The sequence below is a fragment of the Nonomuraea sp. CX421 genome (assembly GCF_059358955.1).
Genome location: NZ_JCADBK010000002.1, coordinates 315,820 through 340,109, shown reverse-complemented (window position 1 = coordinate 340,109; position 24,290 = coordinate 315,820). Strand labels below are relative to the sequence as shown.

The following is a 24,290-nucleotide window of genomic DNA, read 5'->3' as shown; positions in this document are numbered from 1 at the left end:
TCTAGATCGCCAAATCTGACCTCCGTCCGATTCCTTCGCGAGACCCAGTGATTGGGGCGTGACTTGCCTAGAGCGAGGCGGCGAGCAGCACCCGATTCCCTACCGCTGCCTCTTGGCCACCGTGGAGGTCGTAGGAGTCCGCGCCATAGGTCCTGGTGTCCGGCCCAGTCGTTCGACTGGTGGTCGAGATATGGCCGTCTCGGCGAAGCGTCGGCGCGCGTGTTGCCGCGCGTCCCGTTCACCGAAGCAGCGCTGGAGGCAGCCACGGTCGTCCTGGCTTGGCAGACCCAGACGGCTGCCCTCGTGTACAGAGGGGCATCGCTGGGCCGATTCTGGCGAGTGGGCACCCGCCCCGCAGCCATCTGGAGGTGGGGAGTCGGTGGTTTGAGGCGGCCGGCCTGGAGATGAGGGAAGAGGTCGGAATGGATGTCGACCCCGCCGACCTGACCTGCCACGTGATACACCGGGCTCCGGAAAGGGTCGGGCTGTTTTCGTGCCGAGCGGTTGAAGGGCGAGCCCTTCAACGCCGAGCCGGACAAGTGCGCCGTCCTGGAGTGGTATCCGCTCGACCGGCTGCGCGAGGACATGGTTCCGTATACGGCGGCGGCCGTGGACGCCATCCGATGGGAGAGCCGGATTCGGCACGGTCGAGACCCTGGACCGCTGTGTCAGGCTGGCCTCCGACGTCACGCCGGGCCAATGCCGCCGCCGTTTCCAGACTGTGAGGAGCGACTGATGCGCATCGGGATCATGCTGTTCGACGGCGTCGAGGAGCTGGACGCCGTCGGCCCGTGGGAGGTGCTGGCCTCCTGGGCCGAGCAGTGTCCCGACGAGGTCGAGGTCGTCACCTTCGGACGCGTGGGCGGGCCCGTCCGGGCGGCGAAGGGCCTGCGCCTGATCGCCGAGCACGATCTGTCCGGGGTCGGCCCGCTGGACGTGCTGCTGCACCCCGGCGGGATGGGCACCCGACCGCTGCTCCAGGACGAGGAGTACCTCGCCTGGGTTCGCGAGCAGCGCGCCCGCGTGCCCCTGCTGACCAGCGTGTGCACGGGCTCGCTCGTGTACGCCGCGGCCGGTCTGCTCGCCGGCCGCCCGGCGACCACCCACTGGGGCGCCCTGGACCTGCTCGGCGAGCTCGACCCGACGATCGAGGTCCGTCCCGAGGACCGGTTCGTCGACGACGGCGACATGGTCACCTCCTCGGGGGTGTCGGCGGGCATCGACATGGCACTCCACCTGGTGGCCCGCCTCTCCGGGGTCGACAGGGCCCGGCAGGTGAGGCACTACATCCAGTACGACCCACAGCCGCCGATCTGACCAGCGGCCTCCCGGCGCGGGTACGGGTCAGCGCTGCCCGATCAGCCTGAGCAGCAGGCGTGGCTCGCCCGGCCACGCCTCCAGCAGCACCTCGCGGGGCACCTGCCGGGCGGCGTACCTCAGCGCCAGGGCCACCACCACGATGTCGTCCAGGGGGCCGATGACCGGCAGGAACTCGGGGATCAGGTCGATCGGGCTGGCCACCCACATGCCCGCGAACACGATGGCCACCTTGGCCCGGCGCGGCACCTGGGGGTGCCGGCGCAGTCTGCGGACCGTGGTGAGGCAGTCGGGGACGAACGCGGCCAGATCCCGCGCGGTGCCCGGCGGCAGTCGGCGGGCCAGCACCGCCAGCACCGCCCAGCACAGCACCACACAGGCCACACCCACGACCAGACCGATCAACCAGCCGCGCATCGCCCGTCCGCCTCTCCACGACATTGGCCGCTGTTTCCGCCCGCTCCCGCCGGCGACGTCCACTCTCGCAGCAGCCACGTCCCAGGTGCCCGCGCAGATTCATTCAACCCCGGAGCGGCCTGACACCGGCTTACGGGTGGATGGCGTGCAGGCTTGCGGCCAGGGCCAGGTCGTCGGCGCAGCGGCCGAGACCGAGGGTCACCGACTCCCGGGGGCGTTCGGCGCGCCGTACGGGGACGCCGAGCCGGGCGCGCAGCCGTCTGCTCAGACCGCAGACCAGGGAGCCGCCCCCGAGCAGGACCGCGCCGTGGACGGCCACGTCGGCCACGACCTCGGCGGGACATCCGTCCAGAGTGCCGATCGCGGCCCGGACGATCAGGTCGGCCGGCTGTGAGGTGGCCTCGTAGATCTCCTGGGCCGTCAGCGTGACCTGGCTCTCGTGCCCGGTCTCGGGGGCGTGGGCGTGCACGGTCACCTGCCGGTCGAGCGGCTTCCAGGCGGGGCCGAGGCCGCGTTTGGCCGCCTCGGCGGCGCCGTCGCCCACGATCAGGCCGTGGTCGCGCTCGACGAGGCGGGCGATGGAGTCGTTCACGTGGTCGCCGCCGCTTCTCGTCGTCCGGGCGGCGACCACCTGGCCACCGGCGACGACCGCGATCCGGGCGAATGCGTGGCCGATGTCGATGATCATCACTCCGGCCGGTTCGCCGAGCGGCAGACCCGCACCCAGGGCCGCCGCCAGCCCGTGCCGGACGAGGTAGATCTGCCGCGCGTCCGACTCGAAGGCCAGGTCCTGCAGGTCGCGGCGCTCGACGGCGGTCGAGTCGTCGGGGAGGGCCATGACCACGCGCGGCCGGGCGTACGGGTGCGCGTGCACCTTGCGCAGGAAGTGCTTGAGCATCCGCCGGGTGAAGTCGCGGTCGAACGTGCCCTGCCCCCAGACGGGCCGGATCAGCCGGGTCTCACCGTCCAGATCGTCGGCTTCCGCCCCGTACGCCACGATCTTTCCCGTACGAGGGTGATGCGCGACGAGCGAGGGCTCGTCGAGCACGATGCCCCTGCCCCGGGAGTAGATCCGCGTGCCGGCTGTGCCGAGATCCACCGCCAGGTCCTGGCCCATGAGACGGAACAGGCTCAACGCCACCTCAGTGGTCTAACCGGGATGAACCACACCTCAACGCCACATAAGGGAGATTCTTCGCGGGGCACGACCACGCAGCGTGCGTGCCGCATCGCGCGCTGGGCCCCTGTCCGGCGGGAGACGCGCGGTTCGCGTGGCCGGTTTCGCGTCACGGGCGTGACCATGCGAAGCTTTGATTTGTCCCCAACACCAGGAGGTCCTCATGGCGGAAACACCGGAGCCGGAAGTCAGCGAGACTCCCGAGGACGAGATGAAGCGCAAGTTCCGCGAGGCGCTGGAGCGCAAGCGCAACCAGCATGCCGACTCGGGCGCGGGTGGCAGGGGCGCCGACCAGTCCAAGATTCACGGGGCCCACGGTCCGGCTGCCAACAAGCGATCGTTCAGACGCAAGAGCGGTGGCTGAGACCTGACGTTTTCGGGGGGTACGGGACGCCGTGCCCCCCTTCTCTTTGCCGTCTCGGGTAGATCTTAGCCCGTTTCATGGGGCTTTCATTGCGTATGTCCGATTCCTGGGTTAGTCTTTTGGAGTTACCAGCTGGTGACTTGGTCGCTTCGTCCAGGAAGCGGCGGCCGGCTGGCGCCGAATCCCGCTCAGGCGGGAACCGGGGACCCACCTTTCTGGGGTGAATCCGGCACTCGTGCCGGTAGGGCATCTCCACGCCCGAACCCGTCAGCTAACCCGGTAGGCGAGATGGAGAGGACGACCCTATCGTGAAGCACCCCCGCACATCCCCACCTCGCGCAAAGGCGCAAGCCGACCACTGAGCGGCACTTCTCCGCAGACTTTCTCGCGCTCCCCGCGTAGCGCCCGCAGGCGTCCTTCGCCCGGCTACGCCTCCTGAGTGGAGTGCCGTTTCCCTGCTTCCTGAGGTAAAGGATCTACCACTTCATGGCCGTTCGCTTTGGTAAACGTACCCTCCCCCTGGTCACCGCCGCGGCGCTCACCGCGCTCGCCATCGGCACGGGCACGGCGCACGCCGACACCGGTGACGACGCGAAGGTCCTGCTCCAGGGGTCGACCACGGCTTCCTACTTCTGGGATGACTCCTCCGGCCGCGCCGGTGACACCGGTCTGCCCGCCAGTGGCAAGCCGATGCAGAAGAAGCTGGCCGCCAGCCCGAGCTGGCCGCTGCTGACCGAGGGCTATGTCGTCTACAAGGGCAAGAAGATGCCGTTCTTCGTGGGCGACCGGGGTCCCGGTAACCCGTCGAACAACGGCATCATGCTCGACCTGGACGCCAAGACGTTCGCCGACCTGACCGGTGGCACGTTCAACTCCCGCACGCTGGGCGTCGACGGCATCGGCGGCCAGGGCCACATCAAGGTCGACTACGTCATCACCAAGTGGGGCAAGGGTGTCGGCAAGAAGAACCACCCGGTCGCCTTCTCCACGGGCGCCTGGTCCCGGATCGACCGGAACCCGGCCCAGCCGCCGGAGATCCTGGCCGAGGAGAGCACCGAGCAGAAGAGCGCCCCAGGTTCGGCCGGCCGCCTGGTCGCCGCTCCCGAGCCGGACGCCGCTCCCGAGCCGGACGCCGCTCCCGAGCCGGACGTCGAGACCGCGGACACGGCAGGGATCCTGGCCCTGGTCGGCGGGCTGGCCACCGTGGGCGGCGTGGCCTACGCCGGCCGCGAGCACATCCGCTCGATCAAGAGCTGACGGGCTTTACCGGCCCCGACTAGAATGCCATTCTAGGTTCGTGACCATGCGTGCGGCCGTGAACGGCATCGAGATCGCGTACGAGAGCTTCGGTTCGCCCGGCGGGCGCCCACTGCTCCTGATCATGGGGCTGGGCGCCCAGCTCATCCACTGGGACGACGACCTGTGCGAGCTGCTGGCCGAGCAGGGCCACCACGTCGTCAGGTTCGACAACCGCGACGCCGGCCTGTCCACGCACTTCCACGACGAGGGCGTCCCCGACCTGGGGACGTCCTCGTCGTACGTGCTGGACGACATGGCCGACGACGCCGCCGGGCTGATGGACGCGCTCGGCTGGCCGGCCGCCCACGTGGTCGGCGCCTCGATGGGCGGTATGATCGCCCAGTCGCTGGCGATCCGCCACCCCGGGCGGGTGTCCAGCCTCACCTCCATCATGTCCACCCCCGGGCCTGGACTGGCCCAGCCCACGGCCGCGGCCGGCGCGGTGCTGTTCGCGCCGCCCGCTCCCGACCGTGAGACGGCGCTCGCCCGGGCGCTGGAGACCTGGACCGTGATCGGCTCGCCCGGCTACGAGCTGGACCGCGAGCGCCTCACCAGACTGACCGGCCTGGCCTTCGACCGGTGCTACGACCCGGCCGGGACGGCCCGGCAGCTGGCCGCGATCCTCGTCTCGCCCGACCGCACCGGGGCGCTGGCCGGGGTCGGTGTCCCCAGTCTGGTGATCCACGGCGAGGACGACCAGCTCGTCCCCTTGGCCGGCGGGCAGGCCACCGCCGCGGCGATCCCCGGCGCCACGCTACTGACCTACCCCGGCATGGGCCACGATCTGCCCAGGCCGCTGTGGCCGGACATCGTGGGCGCCATCGCCAAGCTGACCGCTGGCTAGACGTCCAGCTTCTCCTCGATGCCACGGAGCTGGTGGCGGGCCATCGCCAGATTGGCCCGCCCCCGGTCGAGGGCGAGGTAGAGGAACAGCCCCTTGCCGCCGCGCCCGCTGATCGGACGGATGATGTGATACTGGCCGCTGAGCGTGATGAGGATGTCCTCGATCGAGTCCTTGAGCCCGAGCGAGTCCATCGTGCGCAGCTTGGCCTTGACCACCTCGGTGTTGCCCGCGGCGGCGACCTGCAGATCCAGCTCCTTGGAGCCGCCGAGCGCGCCGAGCGCCATGCCGCTGCCGTGGTCGACGATCGCGGCCCCGAGCGAGCCGTCGATCGTCATCATCTCCTTCAGAGAGACGTCCATGCTGGCCATGTCTTCCTCCGTTCGTTGATGGTCGTCCGATCGGTCGTCCGATCGGTCATCGGATCCGTGCTGCGTGGCGGCCGACAGCGGCCGCCGTCTTACGGCCCTCCAGCCGGAGCAGCCCGACGTTCGTGCCGGGCCGTGCCAGGACTGTGAGGACGATCGTGGGGCCCGCGGTGTAGAACGCGGCGAACCCGGCCGCCCCTGAGACGAGCGTCTCCTCCAGGTCGCCCTTGCCGGACATGGCGAGCATGCGCCGGCTCATGGCGACCATCGCGGCGGTCAGCGCGGCCGTCTGGTCGCCGTTGTCGCCCTCGAGATCGCAGGCGACCGCGAGCCCGTCCACCGTGCACGCGACGCTGCCGTTGATGTCGGGGGTGCGCTCGCGCAGGAGGACCATCTCCTTGAGCACCTCGTCGCGCAGCTCCACCGGCGGCCTCCTTCTCAGTGCGGGCAACCTCATGGCGGTCAGTGGGGGGAACCTCATGCCAGTTCCTCCAGGGCCTTCTTCAGGCGCAGCAGCAGGGCCAGGTCTGTGGGGTCCGCCGTCACGGCCGGCCCGAGGGGTGGCCCCGTCGAGCCGCCGGTGGACGGCGCCTTGACCGCCTGCCGGGACCGCTTCGGCAGCCGGGGGTCCTCGGCCGGCGCGGGTTCCTCACGCGGGACCAGCAGCCCGGCCGCCGCCAGCCTGCGCACGGCCAGCAGGATCGAGTAGCCGGACCTGCCCAGTTGCCTGGCCAGGTCGAGCGGCGTCGCCTTGTGGTCGGCCCGGGCGACGACCTCCCACTCGACCCTGCCGAGAGTGACGCCCTGCCCGGTGAGCCAGGGCGCCGGCCGTACCGGAGCGGTGTCCACCTCGGCGGACGGCCAGATCCGCGCGAGCTGCGCGCGGCGGCGCGCGCACTCGCGCAGCAGCCCCGACACCTCGAAGTACCAGCGCCCGCCCAGCCAGTGCCGTTCGCCGGGGCGGAACTTCGGCCGGGTCCCGCCGACCGGCAGCAGGAAGAACGCGGCGTCCAGGACGGCGCCCAGCACGCAGTACTGCAGCTCGCCGAGCGTGAGAACACCCTCCGCGAGCAGCCGCTCGCAGCCGCCGTCGGCCTGCATCCCGCGCAGGGTCGCCTCGGTCGAGCGGCCGCGCGCGGTGAGCAGCCGCTCGACTCCGGGCGTCTGGACGCACTCCATGTACGTCACCCGCCCCTCGTCGAGGAAGACCGTTCCGGCGCGGCCGACGAGCAGGGCGCCGGTGGAGCGTTCGCGGGCGAGGCCCGCCAGCAGCGTGTCGAGGGGGGCCATGGGTCAGGTCAGCAGGCTGCTGGAGATGGCCCGCAGGCGGTGGCGCGCGAGCGCCAGGTTCGACCGTTCCAGGTCGAGGCGGACGTAGATGACCAGCGGTCCCTCGAAGGCCGTCTCCATCAGCCTGAGCAGGTGGTGGCCCTGGTCGGTGGTGACGAGCATGTCGTCGATGCGCACCGTGTCGCCGGGACACGAGCGGGCCAGCCCGTCCACGGTCGCGCGGAGCGTCTCGGTCAGGGCGGCGGCCGAGCCCTCGGTGTCGACGCCCTGCGGCGAGCCGCTGACCGCCACCGCCATGCCGCTCGTCTGGTCCAGCAGCATCGCGTCCAGGGCCCCCGGTATCGCCATGACCTCGATCAGACAGTCGTCCAACCCGAGCACGTGTCCTCCCCTCGCCGCTTCTGAAGGATTGAGCCAGCGTAGGAGGGCCGGAGGCGGCGAAGAAGCTTTGATAAAGGAGGAGTTAAACAGCTATACGGCGGGGATGGAGAAAAACCCCACCGCGACGGATTTTTTATTAGATTTAACCGAATCGGTGACGACGATAAAGAATGTGATTCACATTATCGGGTGATGAAGTAGCCGGTATCCGGTGGGTAGTGTGGAAATATGAAGATCCTTCTTTTTGGCGCCACCGGTATGATCGGCAGCCGCATCGCCGCCGAGCTCGCCGGGCGGGGCCATGACGTGACCGGCGTCAGCAGGTCGGGTCCGATCCAGGGCGACGTGCGCGACGCCGCCGCGCTGGCCAGGGGATACGACGTGGTCATCTCCGCGATCGCCCCGCCCCGCGACGGCACCGAGCCCGAGGGGCCCTTCCTGGCCGACGTCCGCGCGCTCGTCGACGGCATGCGCGCGGCCGGGGTGCGGCGGCTCATCTTCGTCGGCGGCGCGGGCAGCCTGCGGGTGGCCCCCGACCTCGACCTGGTCGACGCGCCCGGCTTCCCCGAGTCGTGGAAGAAGGAGGCGCTCGCGCAGCGGGCCGCGCTGGGAGTCTTCCGCGAGGTCGGCGACCTCGACTGGACCTACGTCTCGCCGCCCGCCGAGGTCGCTCCTGGCGTGCGCACCGGCGCCTACCGCATCGGCCGCGACGAACTGCTGTCCGACGCGGAGGGACGCAGCTTCATCTCGGCCGAGGACTTCGCGGTCGCCATCGGCGACGAGATGGAACGTTTCGAGCACCTCCGCAGCCGCATCACCGTGGGCTACTGACAGCCCCGCCGACCCGCCTACTCGACGGGCTCGTCCGGCAGCAGCGCCTTCTCGTCGGGCTTGTGCACGAGCACGGTGCCGACGTACGACCGCACCGCGGCGGCCAGCCCCACGTCGGCGCCCGCCGCCTCCGACAAATACCACCGGTGGTCCAGGATCTCGTGGAACAGCTGCGCGGGCTCCAGCTTGCCGCGCAGGCCGGCCGGGATGGCCGCCACCGTCGGCTGGAACACCTCGGCCAGCCATCGGTGGGCCACGATCGCCTCGTCCTCGTGCCGCAGTCCCTGGGCCACGCGGAAGCCGTCGAGGTCGTTCAGCAGCCGCCGGGCCTGGTTCTCCTCCACGTCGAGCCCGGTCAGCCGGAGCAGTCGCCGCTGGTGGTGCCCGGCGTCGACCACCTTGGGCCGGACGATCAGCCGCCCGGTGCCGACCTTGCGGCGCACCATCATCTCGGCCACGTCGAACCCGAGCAGGTTGAGCCGCCGGAGCCGCTGCTCGACAACGTGCCAGTCGACCTCCTCGATGATCTCGTCCTGGGTGATCTCGTCCCACAGCCGGTGGTAGCGGGCGACGATGTCCTCGGCCGTGTCCATCGGGTCGATCGTCGGGTGCAGCAGGCCGCCGGCCTCGAGGTCGAGCATCTCGCCGAAGATGTTGACGTGCGCGATGTCGATGTCGCCGCGCCGCTGTCCCTCGCTGATCATCGGGTGCAGCTCCCCGGTCTCCGCGTCGACCAGGTAGGCGGCGAACGCCCCGGCGTCTCTGCGGAACAGCGTGTTGGACAGCGAGCAGTCGCCCCAGTAGAAGCCGTTCAGGTGCAGCCGGACGAGCAGCAGGGCGAGCGCGTCCAGCAGGCGGGTGAGCGTGTCGGGCCGCAGCGTGCCCGACATGACGGCTCGGTAGGGGAGCGAGAACTGCAGGTGCCGGGTGATCAGCGCGGCGTCGAGCCCCTCGTCCCGGCCGGTGACGTAGGCGACCGGCTGCACCGACGGCGCGTCCAGCCTGGCCAGGTCCCACAGCAGCTGGTACTCCCGCCTGGCGTACCTCTCGCTGATCTCCTTGATCGCGTAGACCTTGCCGGACAGCCTGGCGAACCGCACCACGTGCCGTGAGATGCCGCGCGGGAGGTCGACCAGATGCCGCTCCGGCCACTGCGCGAGCGGCACGTCCCAGGGCAGGCCGATGAGGTCGGGGTCGCCGAGCGTGCCGGTGATCTGGAGAGGCATGGAGATCAGGATATTGTGCGATCGTGGACGAGTTTCTCCATTGGTACTTTTCCGGACGTCCGGTGGTCGCGAGCCAATTGGGAGCCGACGGCTACGACCACACGCTCGGCGACTTCACCGCCGCCGCCTTCACCGCCCGCGCGCGGGAGGAGGCCGGCTGGCTCGAACGGCTCTCCACCCTGGAGGCCGCCACCCCCGACGACGCGATCGACCGGGATCTCGTCCTGTCGCAGCTGAGAGGCTGGGTCGCGCTCGCCTCCTGGCCCGACTGGCGCCGCGACCCCGCCGTCTACCTCTCGGCGGTCTTCACCTCCCTGTTCAACCCCTTCCAGCAGCGGCTCAAGCCGGAACCCGAGCTGGTCGCCGCCGCCGTCTCGCGGCTGGCCGAGGTGCCCGGCGTGCTGGCCGCCTGCCGCGCCAACCTCGACCCCGGCCTCGCGGCGCCGCTGCTGGTGCGGCGCGGTCTCGACCAGGCGCGCACGGGGCGGCGCTTCCTCACCCGGACCGTTCCGTCGATGGTGCGCGACCCCGCGCTGAGCGCGCGGCTGGCGGAGGCCGCCGAGCTCGCCGCGCGGGCCTTCGACGAGCTCGTCGCCTTCCTGGAGGGCTTCGCCTGCGGTGGCGACTGGCGGATGGGGGAGCGGCTCTACTCCACTCTGCTGCGCGAGCGCGAGCTGCTCGGCTACGGCGCGGCCGAGCTGCACGAGAAGGGCGGAGCGGCGTGGGCCTCGCTGGACGAGCGGATGCGCGAGGTGGCCCGGCAGGCCGGCGGCACCGCCGACTGGCGGGCCGTCATGGAGTCGCTCATGGACGATCACCCGCCGACCCTGGAGGCGATGCGCGCCGAGTACGAGGCCGAGACGCGGCGGGTCCGCGCGTTCGTCCGGTCCCGTGACCTGGTGACCTTCCCCGAAGGGGAGGAGTGCCTGGTGCTGCCCTCGGCCGAGTACACTCGGCCGATCGCGGCCGTGGCCCACTACCTGGCGCCGCCCCCGCTGACCAGCTCACGCACGGGCGTCTTCTTCGTGCCGTTCACGCCCGACGACTTCACCGAGGAGGAGGTACGTCAGCGCCTGCGGACCAACTCGCGGGCCCAGATGCCGTCGATCGCCGCGCACGAGACCTACCCGGGGCACCACTGGCACTTATCGCACATGGCCGGCAACCCGCGAACCGTCCGCAAGGTGTTCCGCACGCCGTACTTCTCCGAGGGCTGGGCCCTCTACGTCGAGAAGCTGCTGCACGAGCAGGGCTACTTCGACACGCCCGCCACCGAGCTGGCCCACCTCGACTGCCGGGTCTTCCGCGCCGCCCGGATCGTCGTGGACACGGCGCTGCACTGCGACGACATGTCGATCAAGCAGGCCGAGACGTTCATGGCCACCAAGGCGTCGCTCACGCCCGGCACCGCCCGGGCCGAGGTCAGCCGCTACTGCGCCTGGCCCACGCAGGCGCCGTCCTACCTCACGGGCGCGCTCGAGATCGACCGCATCAGGCAGGCGTACCAGGGGTCACTGAAGGCGTTCCACGACCGGATCGCCGGCGCGGGCGGGCTGCCGCTCGGCCTGGCCGAGCGGGCCGTCAGCCTGCCCGGCGAGGGAACACCGGCGGGTTGAACGCGCGCTCCACCACGGCGTCCAACTGCTCGGGGGTCAGGACGTTGGGGGTGCCCACGCCGAGAGCGCGCACGTACACCTCGCACAGCCACTCCAGCAGCCGAGTGGCCTCGAACGCCTCCTCCAGCGTGGCGCCGACGGTCATGCCGCCGTGGTTGGCCATCAGCACCGCCCGCCGCCCCTCCAGCGCCGCCCTGACATTGGCCGCCAGCTCGGGCGTGCCGTACGTGGCGTATTCGGCGACCCGCACCGTCCCGCCGAGCAGCAGCGCGTTGTAGTGGATCGGCGGCAGCTCGGTCATCGTGGTGGCCACGACCGTGCCGAACACCGAGTGCGTGTGGACCACGGCCCGCGCGTCGCCGGACGCGTAGACGGCCAGGTGCATCGGGGTCTCGGAGGACGGTTGCGACTCGCCCTCGACCAGGTTGCCCGCCAGGTCGACGACCGGGCACAGCTCGGGGGTCAGCCGGTCGAGCGCCACGCCCGACGGGGTCACGGCGACCCGATCCTCCTGCCGGACGCTCAGGTTGCCCGAGGTGCCGATGACCAGGCCCAGCTCGACGGCGCGCCTGCCGTACTCGCACAGCTGCTCGCGGAGGCTCATGAGCGGCAATGTAGTCGGCCGTCCGAAATGCGGCAATCTCCAGGATGGGCCGGTCAGGCGGCGAGGCGATCGAGGGAGGCGAGGAGCAGGCGTTCGAGGTCGACCCGGGTCAGCCGGTCGGGGTAGAGCAGCAGGTGCAGGCTGAGGCCGTCGACCAGGGCGAGCAGGTGCTCGGTCAGGTCGTCGAGGTTGTCGTCGCCGGCCAGCTCGCCGGCCGCGCGGGCCTCGGCGAGCAACGAGCGGATGGCCGCGCGCAGCTCGGCGGCCTCGGCGCGCTGCACCTCGGCCAGGCGCTCCGAGGCCAGGCTGCGGCTCCAGAAGCTCACTTCGAGCCGGGTCTCCTGGGTGCGCTCCGCGTCCAGGGGGAGGTTGTCGAGCAGCAGCTCGCGCAGCGCGGCCAGCCCGCTCGCGCCCTCGACCTTGCGGGTGAGGCGGTCGCGGATGCGCTGGTGGGACTGGCGCAGCGCGGACAGCAGGATCTCGTCCTTGTCGGCGAAGTAGTGGGCGAGCACCCCGTTGGAGTAGCCCGCCTCCTTGGCGATCGCGCGGGTGGTGGCGGCGTCGATGCCGTCTCTGACGATCACCCGGCGGGCCGCCGACAGCACCTCGCGCCTGCGCTCGTCGTGGTCAACGATCTTCGGCATCGTGGTGCCCCCTTCGCTCTACCTGCTATCAGCATATTGACTTTTTATTCGGACGTCTGTCTATTTAGTCCATGACCGTTGCCACCGTCGGCGTCCACATCGTCGACATCCTCGCCAGGCCCGTCGAGCGCATCCCCGAGGGCCAGGACACCGTGCTGGTCGACCAGATCCGCCTGACCGCCGCCGGGTCGGCCGCCGGCACCGCGGTCGACCTGGTCAAGCTGGGCAACGACGTCGTCACCATGGGCGCGATCGGCGACGACGAGCTCGGCGACTTCCTGCTCGCGGTGATGGCCAAGCGGGGCGTGGACGTCTCCCGCCTGGTGCGCCGCCCCGGCGAGCAGACGGCGGCGTCCATCCTGCCGATCAGGCCGGACGGCGGACGCCCCAGCTTCCACGTGCCCGGCGCCAACCTCGGCGTGACGCTCGCCGACCTCGACCCCGAGGTCCTGCGCGGCGTCCGCGCGGTGCACCTGGGCGGCATGGACGTCACGTTCGGGCTGGGCGACCCGGCGTTCTTCGAGCTGCTCGACTCCATCCGGGCGGCCGGCGCCGTCGTGACCATGGACCTGCTGTCGGAGCTGCCCGACCTGCTGGGCATGGCCCGCGCCTTCCTGCCGCACGTTGACTACGTGCTGCCCAACGAGTCGCAGGCGCTGCTCATGGCCGGCGGCGCCCAGGACGTGACGGACGCGGCGCGGGCACTGCTGGCCGAAGGGCCGCGCGGGGTGCTGGTCACGCTGGGCGGCGAGGGCAGCCTGGTCGCCACCGGCGACGGCGTCGAGCGGGTGCCCGCCCTGAAGACCGAGGTCGTCGACACGACCGGCTGCGGCGACGCCTACTGCGCCGGGTTCGTCACGGGCCTGCTGCACGGGCAGGACGTGATCGGCGCGGCGCGCTGGGGCACGGCCGCCGCCGCCCGGGTGGCGACCGGCCTCGGCTCCGACGCGGGCCTCACCGACCTCGACTCCACCCTTGCCCTCCTGACCTGACCTGACCTTCACCGGCCACGCGGGCCGCCGCTCCCGGCGAGACCGTCCGGCGAGACCGTACGCGGGCCGTACCGACACGAGAGAGAAGGCTTCGCCATGACAGACGCCGAGCTTCGCCGGCGCGCGGCGAAAGTGGTGCCCGGCGGGATGTACGGGCACCTCAACGCCGCCATCTTCGCCCCCGGATACCCGCAGTTCTTCGAGCGCGGCGAGGGCTGCCGCCAGTGGGACGTGGACGGGCGCGAGTACATCGACTTCATGTGCAGCTGGGGGCCGGTCGTGCTCGGGCACCGGCACCCCCGCGTCGAGGAGGCCGCCGCCCGCCAGCTCGCGCTGGGCGACTGCCTCAACGGGCCGGGCCCCGTCATGGTCGAGCTGGCCGAGCTGCTCGTCGACACCGTGCCCAGCGCCGACTGGGCGATGTTCTCCAAGAACGGCACCGACGCCACCACCCAGGCCCTCATGGTGGCCAGGGCCGCCACCGGCCGGACCAAGGTGCTGATGGCGCACGGGGCCTACCACGGGGCCGACCCCTGGTGCACGCCGTCGCTCGCCGGCACCACGCCGAACGAGCGGGCCGACCTGGTGGAGTTCGCGTACAACTCGCTGGAGTCGCTGGAGAACGCGGCGGCGACCGTGGAGGGCGAGGTGGCGGCGATCATCGTGACGCCGTTCAAGCACGACTCGTTCGAGGACCAGGAGCTGGTCGAGCCCGCCTTCGCGCGGGGCGCGCGGGCGCTGGCCGACCGGCTCGGGGCCGCGCTGGTGATCGACGACGTGCGGGCGGGGTTCCGGATCGACCTGCGCGGCTCCTGGGAGCCCTACGGCGTGCGGCCCGACCTGACGGCCTGGTCCAAGGCCATGGCCAACGGCTATCCGATCGCCGCCGTGACCGGCACCGACGCGTTGCGCGAGGCGGCGCAGTCGCTCTACTCGACGGGGTCGTTCTGGTTCTCGGCGGTGGCCATGGCGGCGGCCAAGGCGACGATCGAGACGCTCCGCGACACCGGCGGCATCGCCACCATGGAGCGGGCCGGCACCCAACTGCGCGAAGGGCTGTACGCGCAGGCCAAGGCGCACGGCTTCACGGTGAACCAGACCGGGCCGGTGACGATCCCCTGGCTGAGCTTCGACGGCGACGCGGACCTGTCCACGGCCCTCTACTGGAGCGACGCCTGCCTGCGCCACGGGGTCTACCTCCATCCGTGGCACAACTGGTTCATGTCGGCCGCCCACACCGAGGAGGACGTGGCCCGCGCCCTCGACGGCACCGACCAGGCGTTCGGCGAGACCCGCGCCCACTTCGGCTGACGGCCTCGCGCGGTCGTTCCGGCGTTCGGCGAGACCCGCGCTCACGTTGGTTGACGGCGACGCGCGCTCGTTCCGGCGGCGACTTCTGGTGGCGACAGCCGGCTTCGGGACCCCCGGTCCGGCGCGGCCCCGGTCCGGGTCGGTCCGGGGTCCGGGACGCTGAAGTACCGTGAGTCCCATGGACGTCGAGAAGAAGCTCAGCGAGCTGCCCGCCTGGCGGCGCGAGGGAGACGAGATCCGCCGCACCGTCGCCGCGCCCGACTTCCCCACGGCCATCCGCATCGTCGACGAGATCGCGGTCAAGGCCGAGGAGCTCAACCACCACCCCGACATCGACATCCGGTGGCGCAAGCTGCACCTCGCCCTGACGACGCACGACAAGGGCGGTCTCACCGAGGCCGACTTCACCCTGGCCGCGCTGATCGACGCCATCGCCGCGAAACACGGTGCGTAGCGGTTCGGTTACTCGCTAGAGTGGTTGGCCTCGCGAGCCGGTAGGCCGAAAGGCTCGTGTTCCCATCACTGCTCTGGGGGTTTCCCATGCGCGTGCCCGCACTCCTGCTCGTCCTGCTCGTGGCGGGCTGTGCCCAGACCACCACCAGCCCGGCGCGCGACGCCCCGGTGGGGCAGGCGGCGCAGAGCCCCACCCCGTCGGCCGGCGAGACCTACGCCCGCACGCCCAGCGCCGGCCCCGGCGAGCCGGGCGACCACACCACCGACAGCACGTCCAACAGCGCGACGGCGCTCTCCTCCAGCGGCACCTTCTCGACCAGCGACACCGCGGCCATCACCTACGACCGCAAGCTCGTCCCCGACGGCGCCCAGGCCAGCGTCACCGTCGAGTCCGCCGGTGGCAAGACGCTGACCTCCCTCGTGGTCGAGGGCTTCCTCCCCAACCGCCGCTACGGCGCCCACCTGCACACCAAGGTGTGCGGGCCCAAGCCCGACGACTCGGGCCCCCACTTCCAGCAAGAGCCGGGCAAGGCGAATGCCACGAGCGAGGTGTGGCTCGACTTCAAGACCGACGAGGCGGGCGCCGGTCGCGCCACGGCCCGCAACCCGTGGTCGCTCGACGGCCGTGATCCCGGCTCCCTGGTGATCCACTCCGAGTCGACCACGCCCACGGGCCCCGAGGCCGGCTCCGCCGGCGACCGCGTCGCCTGCCTGACCCTGGACTGACTCGATCCTGGACGGGCCCGATCCTGGACGGGGCCGATCCTGGATTGACATGGACTGACCTGACGTGACCTGACCCGAGCCGGCCCGCCTGATCAGGCGTGGCCGGCCGGGATCGTGCCGAGGCGGCCGGCCTGGAAGTCCTCGAAGGCCTGCACCAGCTCGGCGCGGGTGTTCATGACGAACGGCCCGTAGTGGGCCACCGGCTCGCCGATCGGCTCGCCGCCCAGGATGATCACTTCAAGGGTGTCCGTGGCGGAGATGGTGATGCTCTCGCCCGCCGTGGTCAGCCCGGGGCGGTTTCCGAAGCCGTCGAAGACGGCCAGTTGCCCACTCTCGAACGGCCGCCGCTCGGCCCCGGCCGTGCCGCGACCGGACAGCGCGTAGGCGAGCGCGTTGAAGTCCTTGCGCCACGGCATCGTGAGGCGGGCGCCGGGGCTGATCGTGGCGTGCAGCAGCGTGATGGGCGTCTGCGTGCTGCCGGGCCCGACGTTGCCCGCCAGGTCGCCGGCGATGAGCCGCACCAGGGCGCCGCCGTCGTGGCTGCTCAGCAGCACGACGCTGGAGCTGCCGATGTCCTGGTACCTCGGCGCGATCATCTTCTTGGCGCCCGGCAGGTTGACCCAGAGCTGGATGCCGTGGAAGAGGCCGCCCTGCTGGACGAGCCACTCCGGCGGCGCCTCCCGGTGGAGGATCCCGCTCCCGGCGGTCATCCACTGCGTGTCGCCGTTGGTGATCGTGCCACCGCCGCCGCCCGAGTCGAGATGCTCCATGACGCCGTCGATCATGTAGGTGACGGTCTCGAACCCTCGGTGCGGGTGCCACGGGGTGCCCTTGGGCTCGCCGGCCGCGTAGTCGACCTCGCCCATCTGGTCCATCATCACGAAGGGGTCGAGGTAGGACGGTTTGATCGAGGCGAGCGCCCTGCGTACGGGGAAGCCTTCGCCCTCGAATCCGCTGGGCGCGGTCTCCACGGCCAGCACCTTCCGCTCGGGGGTCCCGGCGGCGGGGCTGGGGATGCGGGGGAGGGTGAGCGGGTTGTCTACGGTTACGGCTGGCATGCCGGCTCCTTCCGGGGGAATCTGCTCCACTCAACCTGATTTAGTTTTCAACTATTCCAGGCCGCTCGTCCGCTGTACATGGACCACGGGCCCGCGCGCGGGGGTCAGCCGAACACGGCCGGAGGCGGCACCGGGGCGAGCACCGGGTCGCCGTCTCTGATCGGGGAGGCCCCCGCCACGAAACGCGTCAGCGCCTCGCCGTACACGCATCTGGCCTGGGTGAGGCCGCCCGCGGCGCGGCGGGTGAGGAGGTCGACGGGCAACTCGGTGCGAGACGCCGCGACGATGAGGTTGCCGAACCTGCGGCCGCGCAGCACGCCGGGCTCGGCCAGCAGCGCGACGTGGCGGTAGGCGCCCAGCACGGTGGCCACGAGCCGCCTGGCGAAGCTCAGGCCCTTGCCGTCGGCCAGGTTGATCAGCAGCAGCCCCGAGGGGCGCAGAACGCGGGTCAGGTCGCTCATGTACTCGGCCGTGGCCAGCTCGACCGGCATGGTGGCCCCGGCGAACGCGTCGAGCACCACCAGGTCGGCTGAGGAGTCCCAGACGCGGGCGATGCCGTCGCGGCCGTCCCGGACCATGACCTTCAGGCGTGGCACCGAGCGCAGATCGAGCTGCTTGCGGATCAGGTCGACCAGGAGGCCGTCGGGCTCGATGACGATGTGCCGCGAGCCGGACCGGGTGGCCGCCACGTAGCGGGGGATCGTGCAGGCGCCGCCGCCCACGTGGACACAGGTGAGCGGGCCCTCCGGGAGGAGGTCGATGACGTCCGCCATGAGGCGTACGTACTCGAATTCCAGATATGTGGGGTCTTGTAGGTCAACATACGACTGAGGTACGCCATCCTTGGACAGCACCCAGCCGTCCTGCCGATCCAGATCCCGGAGCAGTTCGATCTCGCCGAACGTCACCGGATACAGACCGGGCATCGGTTCGCGCTGTCCTCGTGCCACGCTGTCTCCTCCCTGGGGGAAACCGTATGCGACGCCGCAGGCTGATTGTGCTCGTTATCGCCGTAGTGGCGGTATTGGGCGCGTACGGCTTCGCCGTGCTGGCCGCCAACCGGGTCCGGGGCAGCGCCCAGGAGACCTCGGCGGCCTACTTCCGGGCGTGGCAGGACGGTGACGTGCGGGCGATGGCCCGGCTCGTCCACCAGCCGCCGGCCGACTTCGTCAGCCGCCACCTGTCGTTCACCGAGAGACTGCACGTCGAGGAGGTCGAGCTGGTGCCCGGCGCGGTGCAGAGCACGGGGGAGGAGACGGCCGAGGTGCCGTTCACCGGGAGCCGCGAGTTACGCGAGTTCGGGCCGTGGCCGTTCGCCGGGACGTTGCGGCTGGCCGTACGGGGGCGGGCCTGGAAGGTGCTCTGGTCGCCCGAGACGCTCCATCCGCTGCTCAAGGACGGCGGGACGCTGGACCTGACGGAGTTCGACGGGCCCTCGGCCGAGTTGGTCACCAGGGAGGGCGACAAGATCCCCAACGACAGCTACGCCGAGTCCTATCTGGACCGGATCAGACCCGAGTTCGGGGAGGTGAACCAGGGCTGGGCGCTGGTGTCGACGGTGCCGGGACAGCCGGTCCGGCGGCTGATGACCGCCGAACCGAAGACCGAGGCCCAGCGCACCACGCTGTCGCGCCCGGTGCAGGCGGCGGCGGCGCGGGCGCTGGACGGGGTGCAGGACGCCGCGATCATCGCGCTGCGCCCCAGCTCGGGGGAGGTGCTCGCGGTCGCCGACCGGCTCCAGGGCGCCAGCGCCTTCCACGACCTCTTCCCGCCCGGCTCCACGTTCAAGGTGATCACCGCGGCGGCGCTGCTGAAGAGCGGCCTCGACCCGGCGACCGAGTTCGCCTGTCCGGGCGAGTACACGATCCCCTTCGGCCGGTCCTTCCACAACGCCGGCCACCAGGACCACGGCACCGTCTCCTTCACCGACGCCTTCGCCCACTCCTGCAACACCACGTTCGTGCAGCAGACCGTGGCCCGGCTGGGCACCGAGGACCTGCGCGCGACGGCCGAGGAGTGGGGGTTCGGCCGCGGCCTGCCGACGGGCGCGGGCGGCGCCTGCGGCACGATGGAGGATCCGGAGAACGCCGACTGGCACGGCGCCGCCGCGATCGGGCAGGGCACCGTGCTCGCCACCCCGCTCTGCATGGCGGCGATCGCCGCCGCCGTCCAGAGCGGCACCTGGCGCTCGCCTCGGTTGCTCCCGGAGGACGAGGCCGCGCGCATCGAGGGGACGCCGCACCGGCCGGTCCGGCTCGACGAGGGGATCGTCGCCGCGCTGCGCGACATGATGGCCGCGGTCGTCGACCACGGGACGGCGAGCGGGGCGGGCCTGCCCGCCGGGGTCTCCGGCAAGACCGGCACCGCCGAGGTGGTGGACGGCGACGACCACGGATGGTTCGTCGGCTACCGCGACGACCTGGCCTTCTGCGTGTTCGTACGGCACGGCGGAGCGGGCCGGACGGCCGCGCTGCCGATCACCGCCCGCTTCCTCAACGGGCTCTAACCTACGGTACCGTAGGTTATATGACGACCTTGACCGTGAAGCCCCGATTGCGAGGCTGGTTGCACATGGGAGCGCTGCCCGTGACGCTGGTCGCGGGGTTCGCGCTCGTGGCGCTGGGCCCGACCCTCCTGTCCCGCGTCGCGGCGGCCGTTTACGCGATCAGCTCGGGCCTGCTCTTCGGCATCTCCGCCACCTACCATCGCGGCACGCTGGGCCCGCGCCTGGCCGAGGTGCTGCGCCGCTTCGACCACGCCAACATCTACCTGATCATCGCGGGCACCTACACGCCGTTCGCGCTGCTCGCGCTCTCGGGCGCGGCGCGGGTGATCGTGCTGACCGTCACCTGGGGCGGCGCGCTGGCCGGCGTGTTGTTCCGGGTGTGCTGGATGGGCGCGCCACGCTGGCTCTACACCGTGCTCTACCTGGCGCTCGGCTGGACCGCGATCTTCGTGCTGCCGCAGTTGCTGGAGGGGGCGGGCGTGGCCGCCGTCGTGCTGGTGGCCGTCGGCGGCGTCTTCTACAGTGCCGGCGCGGTCGTGTACGGCCTGCGCCGCCCGGATCCGTCACCTCAGTGGTTCGGTTTCCACGAGGTGTTCCACGCTTTCACCGTCGCCGCCTACCTGGTGCAGTACATCGCGGTGTCGATCGTGGTCTACTCACACATGTGAATCTCGGCGCGGAGCAGTACATCTCAGTGACGACCTACCGCAAGGACGGCACCCCCGTCGCGACGGCGGTCTGGGTGGCCCAGGACGGCGACGCCCTGGTCCTCTGGACCGCCGCGAACTCCGGCAAGGTCAAGCGCATCCGCAACAATCCCGATGTGGCGGTGGCACCCTGTGACCACAGGGGAAAGCTCAGGGGAGAGGCAGTGCCCGGCCGGGCCGAGGTGCTCGGCCCCGAGGAGACCGAGCGGGTGCGCGGCCTCCTCAAGCGGAAGTACGGCCTGATGGGCCGGATCGCGATGCTCGGCAGCAAGCTGCGCCGGGGCGACGCGGGGACGGTGGGGGTGCGGATCACCAACGCTTGACCCGATGGTGGGCTGCATGCGGTGACAAACTGGACATAGATCCACCATGGAGCAAATCGCGCGCACCTGGTGGTTGGTTCTCATCCGGGGCATCGCCGCCATCATCTTCGGCATCCTCGCCCTCATCTGGCCGGGCCTCACGGTGCTGGTCCTGGTGATCTTCTTCGGCGCGTACGCGATCGTGAACGGCTTCTTCCTGCTGTTCGCCGGATCCGAACGTGACACGGGGTCGCGGGCCTGGCTGATCATCTCCGGGATCCTCGGCATCGTGGCCGGCATCGTGGCCCTCGTCTGGCCGGGGATCACCTCGCTGGCCCTGCTCTACGTCGTGGCCATCTGGGCCATCCTGGCCGGCGTGGCGGAGATCGTGGCGGGCGTCAGGTTGCGCGAGACGGCCGCCAACGAGTGGATGCTGATCGTGGGCGGGGTGCTGTTGGTGATCTTCGGCATCGTCCTGCTGATCTGGCCGGGCGCGGGCCTGCTCACGCTCGTCTGGCTGGTCGGCCTGTTCGCGATCCTGTACGGCATCGCGGTAGTGGCTCTGGCATTCCGGGTGAAGAAACTCGCGCCAGGCGCTTAGAATCCGGAAAATTTTCGGATAATTGCCTGCTGGAGTGGGGAACGTATGCCATGTCTGGCTCACTGTGGAGGAGACATGGACGTACACGACCGGCTCGCCCGCCACCTGCTCGTCGACGGTTACCGCCTGGTGCTCGATCTCGAACGAAGTCAGGGCTCCTGGCTCGTCGATGCGCGCGACGGCCGCCGATATCTCGACTTCTACACGTTCTTCGCCTCCGCCCCGCTGGGCGTGAACCCGCCCTTCGACCCCGAGTTCGCCGAGGTGCTCGGCCGGGTCGCCCGCAACAAGCCCGCCAACCCCGACATCTACACCGAGCATCTCGCCGACTTCGTCGACACGTTCACCCGCGTGCTCGGCGACCCCGAACTGCCCCACCTGTTCTTCGTCGAGGGTGGCGCGCTGGCCGTCGAGAACGCCCTCAAGACCGCCTTCGACTGGAAGAGCCGCCGCAACGAGGCCGCCGGCAGGTCGCGCGAGCTCGGCACCCGGGTCATGCATCTGACCAGGGCCTTCCACGGCCGCAGCGGCTACACGATGAGCCTGACCAACACCGAGCCGGCCAAGACCGACCGTTTCCCCGTCTTCGACTGGCCGCGCCTCGACGTACCGGCCGCCCACCTCGGAGACGTGGAGGCGGCGGAGGCGCACGCGCTGGAGCAGGCCCGTGCCGCCTTCGAGCGCCACCCGCACGACATCGCCTGCTTCATCGCCGAGCCCATCCAGGGCGAGGGGGGCGACAACCACCTGCGCCCCGAGTTCCTGCAGGCCATGCAGCGGCTGTGCCACGAGTACGACGCCCTGTTCGTGCTGGACGAGGTGCAGACCGGCGGCGGCGCGACCGGCACCCCATGGGCCTACCAGCAGCTCGGCCTGGCCCCCGACGTCGTGGCGTTCGCCAAGAAGGTGCAGGTCGGCGGGATCATGGCGGGCCGCCGCGTGGACCTGGTGCCCGACAACGTCTTCCAGGTGAGCGGCCGGATCAACTCCACCTGGGGCGGCAACCTGGTCGACATGGTCCGCTCGCGCGGGCTGTTGGAGATCATCGAGCGCGACCGCCTGATCCCGCGCGCGGCCACCCTCGGCGTCCTCCTGCTCGAACGCCTCGCCAAGATCCAGGCCGAGCAGCCCGACAGCGTGTCCAACGTGCGCGGCCGCGGCCTGATGTGCGCCTTCGACCTGCCCGGCACCTCCAGCCGGGACGCCTTCGTCAGCCGCGTCCGTGAGGAGCAGGGCGTGCTCGTGCTCCCCTGCGGCCCCCGCTCCGTCCGGCTGCGCCCGGCGCTCAACATCACCGAGTCCGACCTCGACCGCGGTCTCACCGCGCTCTCGGCCGCCCTGAAGTGACCGCCCTGAAGTGACGCTCAGAAGTGACCGCCCTGAAGTGACCGTCCTGGCCTGAAAACCCCGCCAAGGACCGGCAAGGACATTGCCGTGCCCGGGCGTCCGCGCCGGTCCGGAGCGCCTGCCTCGCCAGGCTAGCGCTCATGGCAGAAGCTCCTCCTTTTCCGCGTTCCCCGCTGCCCTCCGCCGCCTCCGCCGCCTCCGCGCCGGAGACCGGCGCGGACGGACCAGCGCCCCCCGGCCCGCGGCCGGCCTGGCAGCGGCTCTCCACCTGGTTGCCCGCCGTGGCGGTGGCCGCCTGCGCCGGAGTGGTGCTCGGGTTCTACGGCGTCTCCGTCACGGACCTCGTCCTGTTCAGCGGCTACGTCACCCTGGGCCTCGCGCTGCCGGGCCTGCTGTGGGTCCGGCTCCTGTACCGGCGTCCCCGCGCGCTGCCCGAGGAGGTCGCGCTCGGGCTGACCTTCGGCTACGCGCTGGAAGTCCTCGCCTCCCTTCTCAGCCGCGCGGCCGGGGTGCCCCTGCTCGTCGCGGTCTGGCCGCTCGGCACGTACGCGCTCTTCCTGGCGGTCCCCCGCCTGCACCGGCACTGGAAGGGCGCGCCCCGCCCGGCCCGGACGTCGCTCCGCTGGTCGTGGGGGCTGGCGCTGGGCGTGATCTGCCTGATCGGATGGACCGCCGCCGACCGGTTCGGCGCCCCGCTCGCCCCGGCCGGCGTGCTGGACGGGCCCGAATGGTCCATCCAGGCGCACCTCGCGGCGGCGGCGCTCACCGGAATCGAGCCGCTGGTCCTGTCCTCACGCCTGGCCATGCTGCCCATGCTGGCCGCGCTCGTGGTCCTGCTCGGGGCCGTCGGCCGCCGCGTCATCGGCACGTGGGCGGGAGCGCTCGGCGCCCTGGCCGCCACCGTCTTCGTCGCGGCGCCCAGCCTCTACCGGGGGGCCGCGGGCGTGTTCGCCTGGGAGCCGGTGCAGTCGTGGTCGAGCCCGGCCCGTACCTTCGGCGCGCTGCTCTTCGCCTCGGTCGTGCTCGTGGTCGTCGACCTGCTCGGCGACCGGCGGCAGACCCGGGGCCGGTGGGTGTTCCTGGCCGTGATGCTCGTGGCGGTCATGGGTGCGAAGGCCGCCTACCTGCCGCTGCTGGCCGGTGGGCTCGTGGCGGTCGTGGCCGTCGAGACGGTCAGGTGGTTCAGCCTGCCCCGGCGGGCCCTCGCCGCCCTCGGGCTGACCGGGGTGTGCCTGGCCGTCGCGCCGGCCGCCGGGATGTCGCCGGTGGCCGGCCCGGTCGTGCGGGAGACGCTGGGCCGGCTGACCGGCCTGGGCGACGAGGCGCCCTCGCCGGCCGCGCTGCTCGGCGTCGCGCTGCTGCTCACCCTCTGCGGCGCGATCACCTGGTGCGGAGCGTTCGGGCTGGTGAGCCGGCCGCAACTGCTGCTGCGGCCCCCTGTGGTGCTGGTGCTCGGCATGAGCGCGACCGGTCTCCCGCTGGGGCTGCTGCTCGGCGATCGGCACTTCCTCGAAGGGCCGTACCCGTACCTGGCGATGGTCGCGGTCTACGGGCTGCTCCTCGTCGTACGGCGGGCCCGGCTGCCGCTCAGGTCGGTGCTGCTCGCGGCCGGGACCGGGGTGCTGGCCGCCTACCTCGTCCGGATGCTCTGCGACGTCGAGGTGCCGCTGGGCCGCGGCGAGGACGCCGTGCTCCTCTACCTGCCCTACCTCGCCCTGATGGGCGTGGTGCTGCTGGTCGCGCTCGCGCTGCTCGCCGCCCGGACCGGCGGGCGGCGGACGTTCGCGCTGGTGATCTGCCTGGTCACCGCGGCCGGCACCCCCGCCGCGTGGTTCGCCGGCGTCACGCCCGGAATGGCGCCGAGCCCGCTGGTCGAGGTGCGAGAGGTGCCGGTCTCGGCGATCCCCTAGTG

General features: G+C 71.4%; 27 protein-coding genes and 1 riboswitch. Of the genes, 16 read left to right on the top strand and 11 right to left on the bottom strand.

What is annotated here, in order from left to right:
* The first annotated feature begins 735 nt into the window (after window positions 1–735).
* A complete protein-coding gene (locus AC5L3X_RS04625) occupies window positions 736–1,317 on the top strand; it encodes a DJ-1/PfpI family protein (RefSeq protein WP_494855317.1) in 582 nt (193 codons plus the stop codon).
* A 27-nt stretch (window positions 1,318–1,344) separates the two neighbouring features.
* On the opposite strand, the gene AC5L3X_RS04620 is transcribed toward AC5L3X_RS04625, so the two are convergent.
* Entirely contained in the window at window positions 1,345–1,734 is a 390-nt protein-coding gene (locus AC5L3X_RS04620; protein ID WP_494855315.1) for a YkvA family protein, read from the bottom strand.
* A 130-nt stretch (window positions 1,735–1,864) separates the two neighbouring features.
* Complete coding sequence (locus tag AC5L3X_RS04615; RefSeq protein WP_494855313.1) at window positions 1,865–2,869, bottom strand: rod shape-determining protein; 1,005 nt, start codon at window positions 2,867–2,869, stop codon at window positions 1,865–1,867.
* Between the two features lie 205 nt (window positions 2,870–3,074).
* Between AC5L3X_RS04615 and AC5L3X_RS04610 the strand changes: the two genes are divergently transcribed.
* From AC5L3X_RS04610 to AC5L3X_RS04600, 3 genes are all read left to right on the top strand, one after another.
* The gene (locus AC5L3X_RS04610) at window positions 3,075–3,275 is read left to right on the top strand and encodes a DUF5302 domain-containing protein (RefSeq protein ID WP_189123448.1); all 201 of its coding nucleotides are present in this window, start codon (window positions 3,075–3,077) and stop codon (window positions 3,273–3,275) included.
* Between the two features lie 165 nt (window positions 3,276–3,440).
* Window positions 3,441–3,576, top strand: a riboswitch (cyclic di-AMP (ydaO/yuaA leader).
* Window positions 3,577–3,761: 185 nt separating this feature from the next.
* A complete protein-coding gene (locus tag AC5L3X_RS04605; RefSeq protein ID WP_494855311.1) occupies window positions 3,762–4,532 on the top strand; it encodes a hypothetical protein in 771 nt (256 codons plus the stop codon).
* A gap of 46 nt (window positions 4,533–4,578) precedes the next feature.
* Window positions 4,579–5,418 carry an alpha/beta fold hydrolase gene (locus AC5L3X_RS04600; RefSeq protein WP_494855309.1) on the top strand — a complete coding sequence of 280 codons (840 nt, stop codon included), beginning with the start codon at window positions 4,579–4,581 and terminating at the stop codon, window positions 5,416–5,418.
* On the opposite strand, the gene AC5L3X_RS04595 is transcribed toward AC5L3X_RS04600, so the two are convergent.
* From AC5L3X_RS04595 to AC5L3X_RS04580, 4 genes are read right to left on the bottom strand one after another with little or no spacing between them, the layout of a single operon-like run.
* Window positions 5,415–5,786, bottom strand: a complete 372-nt coding sequence (locus AC5L3X_RS04595) for a hypothetical protein (protein ID WP_189123449.1) — start codon at window positions 5,784–5,786, stop codon at window positions 5,415–5,417. The two genes, AC5L3X_RS04600 and AC5L3X_RS04595, sit on opposite strands and share 4 nt — an antisense overlap.
* A gap of 46 nt (window positions 5,787–5,832) precedes the next feature.
* Window positions 5,833–6,264 (bottom strand): roadblock/LC7 domain-containing protein, encoded by a 432-nt coding sequence (locus tag AC5L3X_RS04590; protein WP_225262438.1) that lies wholly within the window; start codon window positions 6,262–6,264, stop codon window positions 5,833–5,835.
* Window positions 6,261–7,073: a transcriptional regulator gene (locus tag AC5L3X_RS04585; protein WP_189123450.1), complete on the bottom strand. Its 813-nt coding sequence runs from the start codon at window positions 7,071–7,073 to the stop codon at window positions 6,261–6,263. The genes AC5L3X_RS04590 and AC5L3X_RS04585 overlap by 4 nt, the downstream gene beginning before the upstream one ends.
* A gap of 3 nt (window positions 7,074–7,076) precedes the next feature.
* Window positions 7,077–7,454 carry a roadblock/LC7 domain-containing protein gene (locus AC5L3X_RS04580; protein ID WP_189123451.1) on the bottom strand — a complete coding sequence of 126 codons (378 nt, stop codon included), beginning with the start codon at window positions 7,452–7,454 and terminating at the stop codon, window positions 7,077–7,079.
* Between the two features lie 228 nt (window positions 7,455–7,682).
* On the opposite strand from AC5L3X_RS04580, the gene AC5L3X_RS04575 reads away from it, so the two are divergent.
* Window positions 7,683–8,285, top strand: a complete 603-nt coding sequence (locus AC5L3X_RS04575; RefSeq protein ID WP_494855306.1) for an NAD(P)-dependent oxidoreductase — start codon at window positions 7,683–7,685, stop codon at window positions 8,283–8,285.
* A gap of 17 nt (window positions 8,286–8,302) precedes the next feature.
* Here the strand turns inward: AC5L3X_RS04575 and AC5L3X_RS04570 are convergent, their stop codons facing one another.
* Window positions 8,303–9,511: a DUF4032 domain-containing protein gene (locus AC5L3X_RS04570; RefSeq protein ID WP_494855305.1), complete on the bottom strand. Its 1,209-nt coding sequence runs from the start codon at window positions 9,509–9,511 to the stop codon at window positions 8,303–8,305.
* 23 nt (window positions 9,512–9,534) lie between these two features.
* Here AC5L3X_RS04570 and AC5L3X_RS04565 point away from each other — a divergent pair, with 23 nt between their 5' ends.
* Window positions 9,535–11,127, top strand: a complete 1,593-nt coding sequence (locus tag AC5L3X_RS04565) for a DUF885 domain-containing protein (RefSeq protein WP_494855304.1) — start codon at window positions 9,535–9,537, stop codon at window positions 11,125–11,127.
* Here the strand turns inward: AC5L3X_RS04565 and AC5L3X_RS04560 are convergent.
* Both AC5L3X_RS04560 and AC5L3X_RS04555 read right to left on the bottom strand, forming a co-directional pair.
* Window positions 11,093–11,731, bottom strand: coding sequence for a class II aldolase/adducin family protein (locus AC5L3X_RS04560; RefSeq protein WP_494855303.1), 639 nt, complete (start codon window positions 11,729–11,731; stop codon window positions 11,093–11,095). The two genes, AC5L3X_RS04565 and AC5L3X_RS04560, sit on opposite strands and share 35 nt — an antisense overlap.
* Before the next feature lie 53 nt (window positions 11,732–11,784).
* Window positions 11,785–12,375 carry a TetR/AcrR family transcriptional regulator gene (locus AC5L3X_RS04555; protein ID WP_494855301.1) on the bottom strand — a complete coding sequence of 197 codons (591 nt, stop codon included), beginning with the start codon at window positions 12,373–12,375 and terminating at the stop codon, window positions 11,785–11,787.
* A 71-nt stretch (window positions 12,376–12,446) separates the two neighbouring features.
* On the opposite strand from AC5L3X_RS04555, the gene AC5L3X_RS04550 reads away from it, so the two are divergent.
* From AC5L3X_RS04550 to AC5L3X_RS04535, 4 genes are all read left to right on the top strand, one after another.
* Window positions 12,447–13,367: a carbohydrate kinase family protein gene (locus AC5L3X_RS04550; protein ID WP_189123457.1), complete on the top strand. Its 921-nt coding sequence runs from the start codon at window positions 12,447–12,449 to the stop codon at window positions 13,365–13,367.
* Between the two features lie 96 nt (window positions 13,368–13,463).
* Entirely contained in the window at window positions 13,464–14,678 is a 1,215-nt protein-coding gene (locus AC5L3X_RS04545; protein ID WP_494855299.1) for an aminotransferase class III-fold pyridoxal phosphate-dependent enzyme, read from the top strand.
* Between the two features lie 178 nt (window positions 14,679–14,856).
* Window positions 14,857–15,132 (top strand): 4a-hydroxytetrahydrobiopterin dehydratase, encoded by a 276-nt coding sequence (locus AC5L3X_RS04540; protein WP_189123460.1) that lies wholly within the window; start codon window positions 14,857–14,859, stop codon window positions 15,130–15,132.
* An 86-nt stretch (window positions 15,133–15,218) separates the two neighbouring features.
* A complete protein-coding gene (locus AC5L3X_RS04535; protein ID WP_494855297.1) occupies window positions 15,219–15,857 on the top strand; it encodes a hypothetical protein in 639 nt (212 codons plus the stop codon).
* 92 nt (window positions 15,858–15,949) lie between these two features.
* Here the strand turns inward: AC5L3X_RS04535 and AC5L3X_RS04530 are convergent, their stop codons facing one another.
* Window positions 15,950–16,915, bottom strand: coding sequence for a pirin family protein (locus tag AC5L3X_RS04530; protein ID WP_494855295.1), 966 nt, complete (start codon window positions 16,913–16,915; stop codon window positions 15,950–15,952).
* 104 nt (window positions 16,916–17,019) lie between these two features.
* Window positions 17,020–17,841 carry a spermidine synthase gene (locus AC5L3X_RS04525; protein WP_494855567.1) on the bottom strand — a complete coding sequence of 274 codons (822 nt, stop codon included), beginning with the start codon at window positions 17,839–17,841 and terminating at the stop codon, window positions 17,020–17,022.
* Window positions 17,842–17,930: 89 nt separating this feature from the next.
* On the opposite strand from AC5L3X_RS04525, the gene AC5L3X_RS04520 reads away from it, so the two are divergent.
* The 6 genes from AC5L3X_RS04520 (at window position 17,931) to AC5L3X_RS04495 (ending at window position 24,288) form a co-directional block, all read left to right on the top strand.
* Window positions 17,931–19,421 carry a penicillin-binding transpeptidase domain-containing protein gene (locus AC5L3X_RS04520; protein ID WP_494855293.1) on the top strand — a complete coding sequence of 497 codons (1,491 nt, stop codon included), beginning with the start codon at window positions 17,931–17,933 and terminating at the stop codon, window positions 19,419–19,421.
* Window positions 19,422–19,441: 20 nt separating this feature from the next.
* Complete coding sequence (trhA, locus tag AC5L3X_RS04515; protein ID WP_225262440.1) at window positions 19,442–20,089, top strand: PAQR family membrane homeostasis protein TrhA; 648 nt, start codon at window positions 19,442–19,444, stop codon at window positions 20,087–20,089.
* Complete coding sequence (locus AC5L3X_RS04510) at window positions 20,086–20,451, top strand: PPOX class F420-dependent oxidoreductase (protein ID WP_494855292.1); 366 nt, start codon at window positions 20,086–20,088, stop codon at window positions 20,449–20,451. Before trhA ends, AC5L3X_RS04510 begins: the two co-directional genes overlap by 4 nt.
* A gap of 46 nt (window positions 20,452–20,497) precedes the next feature.
* Complete coding sequence (locus AC5L3X_RS04505) at window positions 20,498–21,031, top strand: HdeD family acid-resistance protein (RefSeq protein WP_494855290.1); 534 nt, start codon at window positions 20,498–20,500, stop codon at window positions 21,029–21,031.
* Between the two features lie 75 nt (window positions 21,032–21,106).
* Window positions 21,107–22,378, top strand: coding sequence for an L-lysine 6-transaminase (lat, locus tag AC5L3X_RS04500; protein WP_494855288.1), 1,272 nt, complete (start codon window positions 21,107–21,109; stop codon window positions 22,376–22,378).
* A 140-nt stretch (window positions 22,379–22,518) separates the two neighbouring features.
* Window positions 22,519–24,288 carry a hypothetical protein gene (locus AC5L3X_RS04495; RefSeq protein ID WP_494855287.1) on the top strand — a complete coding sequence of 590 codons (1,770 nt, stop codon included), beginning with the start codon at window positions 22,519–22,521 and terminating at the stop codon, window positions 24,286–24,288.
* Window positions 24,289–24,290 lie beyond the last annotated feature (2 nt).